The sequence below is a fragment of the Rubrivivax sp. JA1026 genome (assembly GCF_011065555.1).
Classification (GTDB): Bacteria; Pseudomonadota; Gammaproteobacteria; order Burkholderiales; family Burkholderiaceae_C; genus Rubrivivax; species Rubrivivax benzoatilyticus.
This window is the reverse complement of sequence record NZ_JAALCQ010000001.1, coordinates 165,024-179,269: the sequence shown is the minus strand read 5'-3', so window position 1 is coordinate 179,269 and position 14,246 is coordinate 165,024. Positions and strand designations below refer to the sequence as shown.

Here is a 14,246-nt window from a genome sequence, read left to right as displayed (position 1 = left end):
CGTCACTGCTCGAGCAGGTCGGCGCCGGCCGGCACCGTGAAGCGGAACCGCTCGGCCGGCAGCGCGACGCCGGCCTCGAAACCCTTGAAGTCCAGCCGCGAGCGCTGGCCGAAGCTGTCGACGATCTCGACGGCCGCCAACTCGGCGCCGCGGAAACCGACCTTCATCGACTTGAACGGCCCGTCGGGCGTGCGCGGCGTCGCCTGCGCCCATTCGAGCCCGCCCAGGCTGCCGCCGTTGGACAGCACGAAATCGGACTCCAGCGAACCGCCGGCCAGCAGCGCCGCCGGCGTCGCACCCAGCGCCTGCGACAGGCGGCGCGAACTGACCTGGTTCAGGTCGGGGTCGTGGATCCAGACTTTCTGGCCGTCGGCGACGATGGTCTGCTGGAAAGGCTTCTCGTAGCCGAAGCGGAAGCGGTCGGGGCGCGCGAACTCGAAGCGCCCGGAAGACGTCTTCTTGCGTGCGCCGTCCGGCGAGGTGACGGTCTGCGTGAACTCGGCGCGGCCGGTCTTCACGTCGCGCACGAAGGCGCGCAGCGTCTGCACGGCGTCGGCCTGCGCGGCGACGGTGGTGGCGGCCAGCGCCGCGGCGATCAGGAGCTTCTTCATTCTTCGCGTTTGGGCACCAGCAGGTCGCGGTTCCCGTTGTGTCCCATGGCCGAGACGAGGCCGGACTTCTCCATCTGCTCGAGCAGCCGCGCGGCACGGTTGTAGCCGATGCGCAGATGGCGCTGCACGAGCGAGATCGAGGCGCGGCGGTGCTGCAGCACGACCTGCACCGCCTGGTCGTACATCGAGTCGTCCTCGCCGCCGCCGCTGGGGCCGCCTTCGGGCATCGCGTCGGCATCGCCTTCGAGCGTGCCGCCTTCGAGGATGCCCTCGACGTAGTTGGCCTCGCCCTGGGTCTTCAGGTACTCGACGACGCGGTGCACCTCGTCGTCGCTGACGAAGGCGCCGTGCACGCGCACCGGCATGCCGCTGCCCGGCGGCAGGTAGAGCATGTCGCCCTGCCCCAGCAGCGCCTCGGCACCCATCTGGTCGAGGATGGTGCGGCTGTCGATCTTGCTCGACACCTGGAACGACAACCGGGTCGGGATGTTGGCCTTGATGAGGCCGGTGATGACGTCGACGCTGGGCCGCTGCGTCGCCAGGATCAGGTGGATGCCGGCGGCACGCGCCTTCTGCGCCAGGCGCGCGATCAGCTCCTCGATCTTCTTGCCGACGACCATCATCAGGTCGGCCAGTTCGTCGATGACGACGACGACGTGCGGCAGCCGCTCCAGCGGCTCGGGCTCCTCGGGCGTCAGGCTGAACGGGTTGCCGATCTTCTCGCCCTTGGCCTGGGCGTCGGCGATCTTCTTGTTGTAGCCGGCGAGGTTGCGCACGCCGAGCTTGCTCATCAGCTTGTAGCGCCGCTCCATCTCGCCGACGCACCAGTTCAGCGCGTTGGCCGCCTGCTTCATGTCGGTGACGACCGGCGCCAGCAGGTGCGGGATGCCCTCGTAGACGCTCATCTCGAGCATCTTCGGGTCGATCAGGATGAGCCGCACGTCGCGCGCCTCGGCCTTGTAGAGCAGGCTGAGGATCATCGCGTTGATGCCCACCGACTTGCCCGAGCCGGTGGTGCCGGCGACCAGGCAGTGCGGCATCTTCGCCAGGTCGGCGACGACCGGGTTGCCGACGATGTCCTTGCCCAGGCCCATCGTCAGCAGCGACGCGGCCTCGTGGTAGACCTGCGAGCCGAGGATCTCGGCCAGGCGGATCGTCTGCCGGCGCGCGTTGGGCAGCTCCAGCGCCATGTAGTTCTTGCCCGGGATGACCTCGACGACGCGGATCGAGATCAGCGACAGCGAACGCGCCAGGTCCTTGGCGAGGTTGACGATCTGCGCGCCCTTGACGCCGGTGGCCGGTTCGATCTCGTAGCGCGTGATCACCGGACCTGGCGACGCGGCGACGACACGCACCTCGACGCCGAAGTCCTTCAGCTTCTTCTCGATCAGCCGGCTGGTCATCTCCAGCGACTCGGGCGTCACGCTCTCCTGGCGGCCCGGCGCGGCGTCGAGCAGGTCGACCTGCGGCAGTTTGGTGTCGGTCAGCTCGACGAACAGCGGCTTCTGGCGCTCCTTGGCGACACGCTCGGACTTGGGAACCTCGACGACGGGCGGCTCGATGACGATCGGCACGTGCTCCTCGACGACCTGACGCTCGACCTCGACGACGTGCTCGCGCTCGCGCGTGGCCTGCTCGCCAATGCGACGGTCTTCTTCCTGCTCACGCACCTCGGCGCGGCGCTCGCGCAGGCCGTCGAAACGCTCGCCGATCGCGTCGGCCAGCTTCAGCCAGGAAAAGCGCAGCGCCAGCGCCAGCCCGGCGACCAGCACGACGATCCACAGCACGCCCGAACCGGCGAAACCCAGCCAGCGCATCGACAACGGCCCGAGCGTGTAGCCGAGCACGCCGCCGGAATGCCCGGGCAGCAGCGGCTCCAGGCGGTACAGCCGCGTCCATTCGAGCGCGGTGGCCGCCATCATCAGCAGCGCCAGGCCCGCCCAGAAGCGCAGCCGCGGGTGACCGGCTTCGGCCGGGGCGTCGTCACCGCTGCGCAGGGTCTGCGCCAGCAGCGACAGCCAGGCGCGCAGGCCCACCGGCACCAGCCACCAGGCCGAGAAGCCGAAGAGGAAATAGGCGAGATCGGCGACCCAGGCGCCAGCCAGGCCGGCGGCGTTGTGCACCGGCTCGCCGGTGCCGGAAGTGGTGAACGCGGGGTCGGCCGGGTGGTGGGTGGCCAGCGCCAGCACCAGCAGCAGCCAGGCCACCGCGCCGGCGAAAAGCAGCGCCTGCTGGCGCCAGCGCGCCGGGGCCGGAACCGGCCGCGGTGCCTTCGCCGCCGCGGCGCCGGCACCCAGGGATCCGAGCGGGAACGTCATGCGGCGATTGTGGCCGATCGCCCCGGCGGCCGCCGTGTCAGTCGGTCTGCAGCCGTTCCTTGATGATCACCGAGCCGTTCTCCTGGGTCTCGATGACGCCGCGGTCCTCCAGGTCCTTCATGACGCGGCTGACCATCTCGCGCGACGCGCCGACGACCTTGGCCATGTCCTGGCGCGAGACCTTGTGGCGGATGATCTTCGTGCCCTTGTCGTCCTCGGCCATGTCGAGCAGCGTGCGCGCGACGCGGCCGTAGACGTCCAGCAGCGCCAGCGACTCGATCTGGCGATCGGCGTTGCGCAGCCGGCGCACCAGCCCGCGCAGGATCGCGTAGGCCAGCGTCGAGCCCTCGGGCAGGCAGCGCGCGAAATCGGCGCGCTGCAGCACCAGCATGTCGGTCTGGATCTCGGCGCGCACGGTGGCCGAGTGCGGCTCGCCGTCGATCAGGCTCATCTCGCCGACGTAGTCGCCGGACTCGAGCACCGCCAGGATGACTTCGCGGCCGCGCGAGTCGGCGGTCAGCACGCGCGCCCGGCCGTTGAGGAGGATGAACAGCGCGTTGCTCTTGCGGCCCTGCTCGACCACGAGTTCGCCACGGCGGAACCGGCGCTTGACGACGCTGTCGGCGATCGCCTGGGCCTGTTCGGCCGTCAGCATCGAGAACAGCGGCACGCGCCGGATCAGATCCAGGTTCGAGAGCATCGACACGACGGGGACCTCCTTTTATGTATTTCCCCGCCCGACCGCGACGGCCGGGACGCGGAAAGTTATTCCCTATTGTGCCCATTGAGCGCATCGGGCTGCCGCGGCGCCTCGTGGGCGGTATCCTCGGACCGTCGGATCGGCGCGACGCCCGAGTTGCGCCCGGCTCCTTTTTCAGAGTTCCCATGACCCAGACCACCACCCACGCCCGCGTCCTGATCCTCGGCTCCGGCCCCGCCGGTTACACCGCCGCGATCTACGCCGCCCGCGCCAACCTCGAGCCGCTGCTCGTCACCGGCATCGCCCAGGGCGGCCAGCTGATGACGACCACCGAGGTCGACAACTGGCCCGCCGACGTCAACGGCGTGATGGGCCCGGACCTGATGCAGCGCTTCCAGCAGCACGCCGAGCGCTTCAACACGAAGATGGTCTTCGACCACGTCAACGCCGTCGACTTCTCGCAGCGCCCCTTCGTGCTGACCGGCGACTCCGGCCGGTACACCTGCGACACGCTGATCGTCGCCACCGGCGCCAGCGCCAAGTACCTGGGCCTGCCCAGCGAACAGGCCTTCATGGGCCGCGGCGTCAGCGGCTGCGCGACCTGCGACGGCTTCTTCTACCGCGACCAGGCGGTCTGCGTCGTCGGCGGGGGCAACACCGCCGTCGAGGAAGCGCTGTACCTGTCGAACATCGCGAGCACCGTGCACCTGATCCACCGCCGCGACAAGTTCCGCGCCGAGCCGATCATGGTCGACAAGCTGATGGACAAGGTGAAGGCCGGCAAGATCGTGCTGCACCTGTGGGCCACGCTCGACGAGGTGCTCGGCGACGCCAGCGGCGTGACCGGCGTGCGCCTGAAGTCGGTGAACGACGGCAGCACCGAGGAGCTGAAGGTCAACGGCTGCTTCATCGCCATCGGCCACCAGCCCAATACCGAGATCTTCAAGGGCCAGCTCGAGATGAAGGACGGCTACGTGCTGACCAAGGGCGGATCCGAGGGTTTCGCGACGATGACCAGCGTGCCCGGCGTCTTCGCCGCGGGCGACGTGCAGGACCACATCTACCGCCAGGCGATCACCAGCGCCGGCACCGGTTGCATGGCCGCGCTCGATGCCCAGCGCTATCTGGAGCAATCTGGGCTATAATTTTCGGCTTTGCTGCCTTTGATGGCCCGGCTCCGCTGGGAGCTCGGTATCTTTCGCAGGCGGCCATCACCCTCGAACCTTTCGGAGAAGCGTCATGGCACGCGTCTGTCAAGTCACGGGCAAGCGCCCGATGGTGGGGAACAACGTCTCCCACGCCAACAACAAAACGAAGCGTCGTTTTCTGCCCAACCTGCAGTACCGCCGCTTCTGGATGGAAAGCGAGAACCGCTGGGTGCGTCTTCGCGTGTCCAACGCGGCGCTGCGCCTGATCGACAAGGTGGGCATCGAGAAGGTCGTTGCCGACCTGCGTGCCCGCGGCGAAATCTGACAGACCGTTAGGAGAGCGACATGGCCAGCAAAGGCGGACGCGAAAAGATCAAGCTGGAGTCCACCGCGGGCACCGGCCACTTCTACACCACGAGCAAGAACAAGAAGACGACGCCCGAAAAGCTCGAATTCCTGAAGTTCGACCCGAAGGCTCGCAAGCACGTCCTGTACAAGGAAGTGAAGCTGAAGTGATCGGCCGGCCGCCATCCGGCGGCGCGGACCAAGACAACGGGGCCTTCGGGCCCCGTTTGTTTTGCGTACGGCTCACGAACGGGGTCAGGTCTTGCCTTTTGCGGCGCCGGTGGCGCTTCCTGCAAAACGCAAGACCTGACCCCGGGAGGCCTGACCCCGGGAGGCCTGGGCGCTTCGCCCGCCACGCGGCAGAGCTGCCGGCAAGGAAAAAGGGGCCGCGAGGCCCCTTTGCCGTTCGGGCGCCCTGCCCTCAGGCGCGCGCCGAACGCAGCTTCAGCGAGAACTCCTGCAGCGCAGCGATGCCGCTGTCCTCGGCCTTGCGGCACCAGGCCTGCAGGTCGGCGACCAGTTGATCGGCGGAGACGTTGGTGCGCGTCCACAGCGCGCGCAACTCCTCGCGCATCGCCACCAGCTTGGCCAGGCTCGGGTTGTCGCCCAGCGCCTGCGACAGCTGCGGCCGCACGCCGTGCGGGATCTTGTCCTCGTCGCGGTGTAGCCAGGTCTTGGCGAGCACCAGATGGCGCCAGTGCGCACTGTTCTGGGCACCTTGCGCCTTCAGCCGCGCCAGCTCGGCGCGCACGGCGCGGCGCATCTCCTTGGCATAGCCCGCCATCACCTCGTAGCGGTTGGCGATCAGCGCGTCCAGCGTCTGGCCGTCGGCCACCGGCTTGAGCTCACCCAGCGCCAGCCGCGGCGGAGTCTTGCGCACCTTGGCCAGCCCCAGCGTCTGCATGCCGCGGATGTAGACCCAGCCGATGTCGAACTCGTAGCGCTTGACCGAGAACTTGGCCGAGGTCGGATAGGTGTGGTGGTTGTTGTGCAGTTCCTCGCCGCCGATCAGGATGCCCCAGGGCGAGATGTTGGTCGACGCGTCGGCCGCCTCGAAGTTGCGGTAGCCCCAGAAGTGGCCGATGCCGTTGATGATGCCGGCGGCATGGATCGGGATCCACAGCATCTGCACCGCCCAGACCGTCGCGCCGACGGCACCGAAGAGCAGCAGATCGACGATCAGCATCAGCGCCACACCCTGCCAGCTGAAGCGGCTGTAGAGATGACGCTCGATCCAGTCGTCGGGCGTGCCATGGCCGTACTTCTTCAGCGTCTCGCCGACCTTGGCCTCGGCGCGGTAGAGCTCGCTGCCGGTCAGCAGCACCGTCTTGATGCCGCGGGTCACCGGGCTGTGCGGGTCTTCCTCGGTCTCGCACTTCGCGTGGTGCTTGCGGTGGATCGCGACCCACTCCTTGGTCACCATGCCGGTGGTCAGCCAGAGCCAGAAGCGGAAGAAGTGCGAGACGACCGGGTGCAGGTCGAGTGCGCGGTGCGCCTGCGAGCGGTGCAGGAAGATCGTCACCGCGGCGATCGTCACGTGCGTCACGACCAGCGTGAAGAGCACGATCTGCCACCACGACGCGCCGAGCAGCCCGTGGGCGAGCCCATCGACGAGGACGTCGTGGAAGGTCAACAACTGGGTCATCGCGTCTTTCGCCTTGCGTTATCTCAAACCAGGCATTGTACGAGCCTGTTTTTGCAAGGTGATTTGCGATTTCGCCTGGCTTTCAGGCGCTGATCGTGGCAAGCGCGGCCGCGCCGCGGCGTCAGCGCCGCTGCCAGACGGCGGCGAAGAAGCCGTCGGTGCGGTGGCGGTGCGGCCACAGGCGCAGGCAGCGGTCCTGCACCAGCTCGTCGGCACGCTCGACGCCCTGCTCACGCAGCAGCTCGGCAGCGTCCAGGCGCACGAAGTCGCGGCCGTGTTCGGCGTCGAACGCGGCGACGATCTCCTCGTTCTCCGCCGTCAGCAGGCTGCAGGTGGCGTAGACCAGACGGCCGCCGGACTTGGGCAGGCGCGAGGCGCTGGCCAGGATGGCCTGCTGCTTGGCCTGCAGCTCCTGCACCGCCTTGGGCGACTGGCGCCACTTCAGGTCGGGGTTGCGGCGCAGCGTGCCCAGGCCCGAACACGGCGCGTCGATCAGCACGCGGTCGATCTTGCCGGCCAGGCGCTTGACGCGTTCGTCGCGCTCGTGCGCGATCTGCGCCGGATAGACGTTGGACAGGCCGCTGCGCGCCAGCCGCGGCTTCAGGTTGTCCAGGCGGTGGCCCGAGACGTCGAAGGCGTAGAGGCGGCCGGTGTTGCGCATCATCGCGCCCAGCGCCAGCGTCTTGCCGCCGGCGCCGGCGCAGAAGTCGACGACCATCTCGCCGCGTTTGGCACCGGTCAGCAGCGCCAGCAGCTGGCTGCCCTCGTCCTGCACCTCGACGCTGCCGTTGGTGAAGAGTTCGAGCTTGTTCAACGCCGGCTTGCCGTCGACGCGCAGGCCCCAGGGCGAATACGGCGTCGGCTCGGCGGTGATGCCGGCGGCGGCCAGGGCCTTGGCGGCTTCGTCGCGTTTGGTCTTCAGCGCGTTGACGCGCAGGTCCAGCGGCGCCGCGGCGTCCATCGCCTGCACCAGCGGCCAGAACTCCTCGCCGAGCTGCGTCTGCAGCGCGCCGGCCAGCCAGTCGGGCAGGTTGTGGCGCAGCTTGTCGGCCAGCGTCGTGCGGTCGACGGTGTTGACCTGGGCCAGCCACTGCTGCTCGTGCGGGCCGAGCGCGCCACGCAGGAAGTTGTCGCCGCCCTGCCAGCCGAGGATCGCCAGCCGGCGCTCGAGCGCGCCGCTGCCGCTTTGCGCCAGGTGCGCGAGCAGCAGGCGCTGGCGCAGCACGTTGTAGGCGGTCTCCGCGAGCGCGTGGCGGTCGCGCGCACCGAGCGCGCGGTGCTGGCGGAAGAACGCGGAGACGACGGCGTCGGCCGGCTGGTCCAGGCGCAGCACGCTGCGCAGCAGTTCGGTGGCGAGGTCGAGCAGGGCGTTCGGATGCATAGGGGCGCGATTATCCCGTGAGCGCGGCCCGCGCCCCGGATCGGGGCGCGACGGCGGCTGCCGCGGGCGGTTCAGACGAGCAGTTGGGCCTGGCCGTCGCGCTGGCGCACGACGCCGCCGTCGACGACCAGCGCGCCTTCGACGAACCAGCGCACGGCCTGCGGGTAGATGACGTGTTCGGCGGCGAGCACCCGGTCGGCCAGCGCCGCCTCGTCGTCGCCCGGCAGCACCGGCACCACGGCCTGCATGACGATCGGCCCGTGGTCGAGCTCGGGCGTCACGAAGTGCACGGTGGCGCCGGCGGCCTTGCAACCGGCCTCGATCGCGCGGCGATGCGTGTGCAGCCCCGGGAAGGCCGGCAGCAGCGACGGGTGCACGTTCAGCATGCACCCGGCGTAGCGGCGCACGAAGGCGTCGCCGAGGATGCGCATGAAGCCGGCGAGCACGACGAGGTCGGGCTCGTGGCGGTCGATCTCGGCGGCCAGCGCGGCGTCAAAGGCCTCGCGGTCACCGGCGAAGCCGCGGTGGTCGACGACGGCCGTCGGCACGCCGTGCGCGGCGGCGAAGGCCAGCCCCGAGGCGTCGGGCCGGTTCGAGACGACGGCCGCGACGAGCGCCGGCCAGCCTTCGGCGGCACAGCGCTGGACGATCGCCTCCATGTTCGAGCCGCGGCCGGAGATCAGGATGACGATGCGCTTCATGGGGCGCGCAGTGTAGCGAGCGGCCCCCCGCGACCTGAGACAATCGACGTTTTCCTTGTCCCGGCAAAACTCCATGCGACCCCGCGTTCTCTCGGGCATGCGCCCGACCGGCTCCCTGCACCTCGGCCACTACCATGGCGCGCTCAAGAACTGGGTGCGGCTGCAGGACCAGTACGACTGCTTCTATTTCGTCGCCGACTGGCACGCGCTGACCACGCACTACGAAGAGCGTGACGTCATCGAGAAGAACGTCTACGAGATGGTGATCGACTGGCTCGCCGCCGGCCTGGACCCGGAGAAGAGCACGATCTTCATCCAGAGCCGTCTGCCCGAGCACGCCGAGCTGTTCACGCTGCTGGCGATGGGCACGCCGCTGGGCTGGCTCGAACGTGTGCCGACCTACAAGGACCAGATGGACAAGCTGAAGGACCGCGACCTCGCGACCTACGGCTTCCTCGGCTACCCGCTGCTGCAGGCCGCCGACATCCTGATCTACAAGGCCGCCTACGTGCCGGTCGGCGAAGACCAGGCCTCGCACGTCGAACTGACGCGTGAATGCGCGCGGCGCTTCAACAGCCTCTACGGCCGCGCACCCGACTTCGCCGAGCAGGTGGCAGCGACGCTGGCCAAACTCTCCAAGGACGACCAGCGCTACTTCGAGAAGCAGCGCAAGGCCTTCGGCGAGACCGGTGCCGCCGAGGCGCTGGCCAAGGGCGAAGGCATCCTGAAGAAGGCGGCAGGCCAGGTCGAGGGCTGGACGGCGCACGACAGCGAACTGCTGGCCGGCCACCTGAAGGGCAGCGGCAAGAGCATCCTCGTCGAGCCGCAGGCGCTGTACACCGAGAACGCGCGCCTGCCCGGCCTGGACGGCGCGAAGATGAGCAAGAGCTACGGCAACGCCGTGCTGATGCGCGACGACCCGGACACCGTGGCCAAGAAGGTGCGCGGCATGGTCACCGACCCGGCGCGCGTGCGCCGCACCGACCCGGGCACGCCGGAGAAGTGCCCGGTCTGGGCCTTCCACAAGGTCTACAGCGACGAAGCGACCCAGAGCTGGGCCAGCCAGGGCTGCACGTCGGCCGGCATCGGCTGCCTGGAGTGCAAGCAGCCGGTCATCGACGCGATCGTCAAGGAACAGCAGCCCTGGCGCGAACGCGCCGCAGCCTTCACCGCCAACCCCAAGCAGGTGCACTGGATCGTCGAGATGGGCACCGAGCGTGCGCGCACGGTGGCCCGGCAGACGATGAAGGACGTCCGGGAAGCCATGGGCATTTCTTACTGATCCCCCCCGGAGCGCTCACGCGCTCCCCCCCAGGGGGGCGCCGCCAGCGGCCCGGCAAAGCCGGGCCGCGGCGGCCGCTTGAGGCGCCGTGTGCGTGCTGGCGGGGATTGAAGGTGCGCTGCTCTGGCAAACGCTTCTTCGCGGAGTGAGTGCGCGTTGATGGCCCGCCGCGGCGGGCGATAGACCGAGCAAGGAGACACGATGGCGCTGCAGACGATCGAACTCGACCCGGGCGTGACGCCGGTGGCCACGGTCATCGTGCTGCACGGGCTGGGCGCCGACGGCACCGACTTCCTGCCGATGGCCGACGAGCTGCGGCTGGAGGCGCTGGGGCCCGTGCGCTGGGTGCTGCCGCGCGCGCCCGAACGGGCGGTGACGATCAACGGCGGCTACCGCATGCGCGCCTGGTACGACATCCTCGGGCCGGACGCGCCGCGCCGTGAAGACGAGGCCGGGCTGCGCGAGTCCTTCGCCGCGGTGCAGGCGCTGGTCGAGCGCGAGATCTCGCGCGGCGTGCCGGCTTCGCGCATCGTGCTCGCCGGCTTCTCGCAAGGCTGCGCGATCACGCTGGGCGGCGGACTGCGCCTGCCGCACCGGCTGGCCGGCCTGGCCGGGCTGTCGGGTTATCTGCCGCTGCCCGAGACACTGGCCGCCGAACGCCACCCGGCGAGCACCGGCACGCCGGTCTTCCTGGCCCACGGTCGCGACGACGGCGTCGTGCCGCTGGTGCGCGGCCAGGCGGCGCGCGAGGCGCTGCGCCGCGAAGGCTTCGAGGTCGAGTGGCACGACTACCCGATGGAACACTCGGTCTGTCTCGAGGAAGTGCAGGCGCTGCAGCGCTGGCTGCTGAAGGTGCTGGCCTGAGCCGGCGGCGTCAGCCGAACCAGCCCTGCAGGTACCAGCCGCCGGCTGCGTCGTCGGCCGGCAGGCGTTCGCGGTAGACCCAGACCAGCGCGCCGTCCTCGGCCTGGGCGACGAAATAGTCGCGCACCGCCAGGCCGCCGTCCCACCAGCCCGATTCGATGCGCTCCGGCCCGGCCAGCACACGCAGCGGCCGGCCCTGCCATTGCGGGCGCTCGTGGCGCTCGGGCAGCGGCTGCGGTGCGTCCAGCAGCCACACCGGGCGGTGCAGCGCGGCGCGCCGGCGCCGTGCGGCTGCAGGCACGACCGGCGCGGCACGCGCCAGCAGCGAGGCGATCAGGGCCTGTGCCGGGTCGGTTGCCGGTTCAGGCGGTGCAGCGACCTGCGCCACCACCCGCGGCGGGGCTGACGGGTGCCGGCCGTGCCGCACCGACGGCGCCGGCACGCGCCCCAGCGGCAGCAGCCGCGTGCCGCATTCCGGGCGGTGGTCGGGCTGCGGCGCCAGGCGCAGCACCTGCTCGTCGCCCAGACGCGCGCGCAGGCGCTCCAGCAGGCGCAGCAGGCCTTGCGCCTGGCCCTGGCGCGACGGGAACAACTCGGCGTTCGGCGCCGGCGCGTGCACCGCCTCACGGCATTCGAGTTCCAGCTCCAGCGTCGGCGCCACCAGTTCCAGCCGGCCCAGGCGCTCGCGCAGCAGCAGTTGCAGGTGCCCGGGGTCGAGCGAAGGCTCGGCCAGCTCCAGCCGCAGCCGCGTGGCCGGCAGCGCGTCGCCACGGCAGCGGTCGTGGCGCATGCCCAGCGTGAAGGCGGCGATGCGCACCTGGCGCGCCTGCGCCCAGGCCACCAGCCGCGCCAGCAGCACGCCGGCGCCGTGCAGCACCTGGGCCGTGGTGTCGGCACGCGCGAAGAGCTCCAGCCGGCTCTCGAAGACCGCCGGCGGCACGAGCGGCTCGCGCGGGTCGGCGGCGTGGCCCAGCGTCTGGTCGAGTTCGGCCAGCAGCGTGGTGCCGAAGCGGCGGGCGACGCCGTCGCGCGGCAGCGCCTGCAGTTCGCCCAGCGTGTGCACGCCCATGCCCTGCAGCACCGCGGCGTGCTCGCGCCCGGCGTCCAGCAAGGCCAGCGGCGCGCCGGCCAGCACGGCCTGCAGCGCCGCCAGCCGGTCGCCCGGCAGGAGCATGAAGCCCGTTTGATCGCCCCGCCAGCGCGCCAGCAGCGAGGCGGCGCGCGCCGTGGGCGCGCTGGCGAGGGCCAGTGCATGCCCCAGCGGCTCGACGGCGGCCTGCAGCCGCTGCAGCAGCCGCGGCCCGCCGCCGAAGCAGCGCAGGCTGGCCGCCACCTCCAGCAACACCGTGGCCGGCGGCTCCGGCACGACCATCGGCGTGAAGGCCAGCGCGGCGTGTGCCAGCGCCGTCAGCGCGGCGGCGTCGCGCACCGCGTCGGCCTCGCCGTGCACCAGATCGGGCGCCAGCGCCAGCGCGGTGCCACGCCGCATGCCGGGCTGCACACCGCGTTCGGCGGCCCGGCGGTCGACGACGGCGATGCGGTGCGCGGCCAGCAGCGCCAGCGGCCGGGCGGCCTCGGCCGCACCCAGCGTGGCGCGCCAGGACTCCAGCGACAGCCGCGGGGCGTGCAGCGCGATCCAGAACACGGGGAGCCTCCGGCGGAACGGCTGGTGGGCAACGCGAACGGGCGAACAGGAGAACGGGCGAACGGCCGGACAGGTGGGCAGACGGCAACGCCGACACCGGGCCCTGCCGCGGCACCCCGACGCTCGCCCGCGCGCCCACGGCGCCCGGTCAGCCGCCCTCGCCCTCCGCGTCGTCGATCGGCTCGGCCAGGTGGGCGCGGTTCGTCGGCGCCGCATAAGGTTCGGGCCAGAACTCGACCAGGCGGCGCACACGGCCGGCGGCGAGATCGCAGTCGAAGAACGAGATCACACGCGCCTGCTGCACGCCGTCGGTGACGCCGACGTCGGACACCGCGTCGTGCGCCCCGCCGACGACGCGGTGCAGCCGGAAACGCCAGGGCCCGTTGGCCGGGTACTCCTGGTTCATGCGCACGAAACGGTCGGCACCGCGGAAGCGTTCGCCGGACTGCGGCCAGTCGAGCACGAAGTCCTCGGTCAGCAGTTCGCCGACCGAGGCGAAGTCGTTGCTCGCCATGCGGCGCCAGAACTCGTGCACCAGCGCCGCGGCACCCACGGCCGGGCCGACGGCGGCCGACGACGGCGAAACATCGAGCGCGGGCGAAGCCGGCACGGCGGCGCCGCCGGCGAGAAAGGCGGGAGAGTTCATGGTTGCAGGACCTCCTGGGTGAACGCAGTGCGGGCCACCGGCGTCGCGGCGCGGGCCCGCGCCGCAGCCGGCAGCACCGGAGGCAGGGCCAGCGCCAGCGGCTGGGCCAGCGGCGGGCCGCGGCGCTTGAGCAGGTGCACACGCAGCGCGTCGGCGCCCGCGGCGCAGAGCCACAGCCGCAGCGGCGCGACGCTGGGCCGGGTGCGCGCGGCGTCGTCGCGCAGCACGAAAGCCGGGCCGTCGTGGGTCTGCGCGGCCAGCTGCAGCCGGCGCAGCGCGTCGGCCGGCAGGCGCGCCGGCAGCCAGGCGAGCACGGCGCCGACCTGGCCCGAACGCAGCGCCTGTTCCAGCGCCCACAGCACGTCGGCAGCCGGCAGCGGCCCACGCGCGCGGCCGCGCTGCGCCTGGCGGCTGCGCACGACGAACAGCTGCGCCAGGTCGAGCCCGCATTCGGCCAGCGCCCAGCCGAAGGGCAGCGCCGGCGGGTCGAACAGCATCACGCAGCCCTCGGCACGCTGGACCGCGGCCAACGCTGGCGCCAGCAGCCGCATCTCGCCCAGGCCGGCACGCGGCAGCAGCAGCTCGGTGAGCACTCGCGAGGGCCAGCCGCCGCCGGGCAGCACCGCGTCGAGCGCGGCGAAACCGCTGGGCCAGGTGGTCTCGTGCTGGCGACCGAGCTGGTGCGCGCGCCACAGCGCCGGGTGCAGGTCTTCCAGCGCCGCGGGCCGCGGCGGCACGGCCGGCGCAGAGGGCGGAGAAGGCTGCACCACAGGGGCCGGCACGGCCCCCTCGCCGGCCGGCGCCGGCGGCACAGGAGGCACCACCGGGGGCGGCTCCGGCCACGGCCGCCGCGCACGCCGCCCCTCCGCCGGCACGGCAGCCGGCGGCGACGGGGCGAACAGGGGCAGCGTCTCCATGATGGAGACTGTATGTCCATACAGTATTCGCCGCAAGCACCGG

Annotated in this window: 14 protein-coding genes; 5 read left to right on the top strand and 9 right to left on the bottom strand. The window is 71.2% G+C overall.

The genetic code is table 11. The features are described from left to right. Positions 1-2: 2 nt before the first annotated feature. From lolA to G5B56_RS00830, 3 genes are read right to left on the bottom strand one after another with little or no spacing between them, the layout of a single operon-like run. A complete protein-coding gene (gene lolA, locus G5B56_RS00840) occupies positions 3-611 on the bottom strand; it encodes an outer membrane lipoprotein chaperone LolA (RefSeq protein ID WP_009857059.1) in 609 nt (202 codons plus the stop codon). Then, positions 608-2,929: a DNA translocase FtsK gene (locus G5B56_RS00835; RefSeq protein ID WP_009857058.1), complete on the bottom strand. Its 2,322-nt coding sequence runs from the start codon at positions 2,927-2,929 to the stop codon at positions 608-610. The genes lolA and G5B56_RS00835 overlap by 4 nt, the downstream gene beginning before the upstream one ends. 37 nt (positions 2,930-2,966) lie before the next feature. After that, positions 2,967-3,635 (bottom strand): Crp/Fnr family transcriptional regulator, encoded by a 669-nt coding sequence (locus tag G5B56_RS00830; RefSeq protein ID WP_009857057.1) that lies wholly within the window; start codon positions 3,633-3,635, stop codon positions 2,967-2,969. Between the two features lie 179 nt (positions 3,636-3,814). Here G5B56_RS00830 and trxB point away from each other — a divergent pair, with 179 nt between their 5' ends. The 3 genes from trxB (at position 3,815) to rpmG (ending at position 5,293) form a co-directional block, all read left to right on the top strand. Beyond that, on the top strand, positions 3,815-4,774 hold the full coding sequence (gene trxB, locus G5B56_RS00825; RefSeq protein ID WP_164962059.1) for a thioredoxin-disulfide reductase: 960 nt from the start codon (positions 3,815-3,817) through the stop codon (positions 4,772-4,774). Positions 4,775-4,868: 94 nt separating this feature from the next. Then, positions 4,869-5,102 carry a 50S ribosomal protein L28 gene (gene rpmB / locus G5B56_RS00820; protein WP_009857055.1) on the top strand — a complete coding sequence of 78 codons (234 nt, stop codon included), beginning with the start codon at positions 4,869-4,871 and terminating at the stop codon, positions 5,100-5,102. A 20-nt stretch (positions 5,103-5,122) separates the two neighbouring features. Next, positions 5,123-5,293 (top strand): 50S ribosomal protein L33, encoded by a 171-nt coding sequence (rpmG, locus tag G5B56_RS00815; RefSeq protein ID WP_009857054.1) that lies wholly within the window; start codon positions 5,123-5,125, stop codon positions 5,291-5,293. Positions 5,294-5,543: 250 nt separating this feature from the next. Here rpmG and G5B56_RS00810 read toward each other — a convergent pair whose 3' ends face one another. The 3 genes from G5B56_RS00810 to purN all read right to left on the bottom strand — a co-directional run bounded on the left by G5B56_RS00810 (position 5,544) and on the right by purN (position 8,849). Continuing rightward, entirely contained in the window at positions 5,544-6,767 is a 1,224-nt protein-coding gene (locus G5B56_RS00810; protein ID WP_029718615.1) for an acyl-CoA desaturase, read from the bottom strand. 121 nt (positions 6,768-6,888) lie between these two features. Further along, positions 6,889-8,148, bottom strand: coding sequence for an RsmB/NOP family class I SAM-dependent RNA methyltransferase (locus tag G5B56_RS00805; protein ID WP_009857052.1), 1,260 nt, complete (start codon positions 8,146-8,148; stop codon positions 6,889-6,891). 71 nt (positions 8,149-8,219) lie between these two features. Then, positions 8,220-8,849 carry a phosphoribosylglycinamide formyltransferase gene (gene purN, locus G5B56_RS00800; protein ID WP_164962058.1) on the bottom strand — a complete coding sequence of 210 codons (630 nt, stop codon included), beginning with the start codon at positions 8,847-8,849 and terminating at the stop codon, positions 8,220-8,222. 73 nt (positions 8,850-8,922) lie between these two features. Here purN and G5B56_RS00795 point away from each other — a divergent pair, with 73 nt between their 5' ends. Both G5B56_RS00795 and G5B56_RS00790 read left to right on the top strand, forming a co-directional pair. Then, positions 8,923-10,131: a tryptophan--tRNA ligase gene (locus G5B56_RS00795; protein WP_029718616.1), complete on the top strand. Its 1,209-nt coding sequence runs from the start codon at positions 8,923-8,925 to the stop codon at positions 10,129-10,131. 201 nt (positions 10,132-10,332) lie between these two features. Next, positions 10,333-10,995, top strand: a complete 663-nt coding sequence (locus G5B56_RS00790; protein ID WP_164962057.1) for an alpha/beta hydrolase — start codon at positions 10,333-10,335, stop codon at positions 10,993-10,995. A 10-nt stretch (positions 10,996-11,005) separates the two neighbouring features. Here G5B56_RS00790 and G5B56_RS00785 read toward each other — a convergent pair whose 3' ends face one another. The 3 genes from G5B56_RS00785 to imuA all read right to left on the bottom strand — a co-directional run bounded on the left by G5B56_RS00785 (position 11,006) and on the right by imuA (position 14,023). Further along, positions 11,006-12,640 (bottom strand): DNA polymerase Y family protein, encoded by a 1,635-nt coding sequence (locus G5B56_RS00785; protein WP_164962056.1) that lies wholly within the window; start codon positions 12,638-12,640, stop codon positions 11,006-11,008. Positions 12,641-12,788: 148 nt separating this feature from the next. Then, positions 12,789-13,286 (bottom strand): nuclear transport factor 2 family protein, encoded by a 498-nt coding sequence (locus tag G5B56_RS00780; protein ID WP_240920609.1) that lies wholly within the window; start codon positions 13,284-13,286, stop codon positions 12,789-12,791. Further along, entirely contained in the window at positions 13,283-14,023 is a 741-nt protein-coding gene (imuA, locus tag G5B56_RS00775; protein ID WP_240920607.1) for a translesion DNA synthesis-associated protein ImuA, read from the bottom strand. Before imuA ends, G5B56_RS00780 begins: the two co-directional genes overlap by 4 nt. Positions 14,024-14,246: the final 223 nt, after the last annotated feature.

Excerpts from the sequence above, each read along its gene's own strand:
- G5B56_RS00805 (WP_009857052.1), bottom strand. The coding sequence starts at position 8,148 with ATGCATCCGAACGCCCTGCTCGACCTCGCCACCGAACTGCTGCGCAGC.
- G5B56_RS00780 (WP_240920609.1), bottom strand. The coding sequence starts at position 13,286 with ATGAACTCTCCCGCCTTTCTCGCCGGCGGCGCCGCCGTGCCGGCTTCG.
- purN (WP_164962058.1), bottom strand. The coding sequence starts at position 8,849 with ATGAAGCGCATCGTCATCCTGATCTCCGGCCGCGGCTCGAACATGGAG.
- G5B56_RS00810 (WP_029718615.1), bottom strand. The coding sequence starts at position 6,767 with ATGACCCAGTTGTTGACCTTCCACGACGTCCTCGTCGATGGGCTCGCC.
- G5B56_RS00835 (WP_009857058.1), bottom strand. The coding sequence starts at position 2,929 with ATGACGTTCCCGCTCGGATCCCTGGGTGCCGGCGCCGCGGCGGCGAAG.
- lolA (WP_009857059.1), bottom strand. The coding sequence starts at position 611 with ATGAAGAAGCTCCTGATCGCCGCGGCGCTGGCCGCCACCACCGTCGCC.
- G5B56_RS00795 (WP_029718616.1), top strand. The coding sequence starts at position 8,923 with ATGCGACCCCGCGTTCTCTCGGGCATGCGCCCGACCGGCTCCCTGCAC.
- trxB (WP_164962059.1), top strand. The coding sequence starts at position 3,815 with ATGACCCAGACCACCACCCACGCCCGCGTCCTGATCCTCGGCTCCGGC.
- rpmG (WP_009857054.1), top strand. The coding sequence starts at position 5,123 with ATGGCCAGCAAAGGCGGACGCGAAAAGATCAAGCTGGAGTCCACCGCG.
- rpmB (WP_009857055.1), top strand. The coding sequence starts at position 4,869 with ATGGCACGCGTCTGTCAAGTCACGGGCAAGCGCCCGATGGTGGGGAAC.
- G5B56_RS00790 (WP_164962057.1), top strand. The coding sequence starts at position 10,333 with ATGGCGCTGCAGACGATCGAACTCGACCCGGGCGTGACGCCGGTGGCC.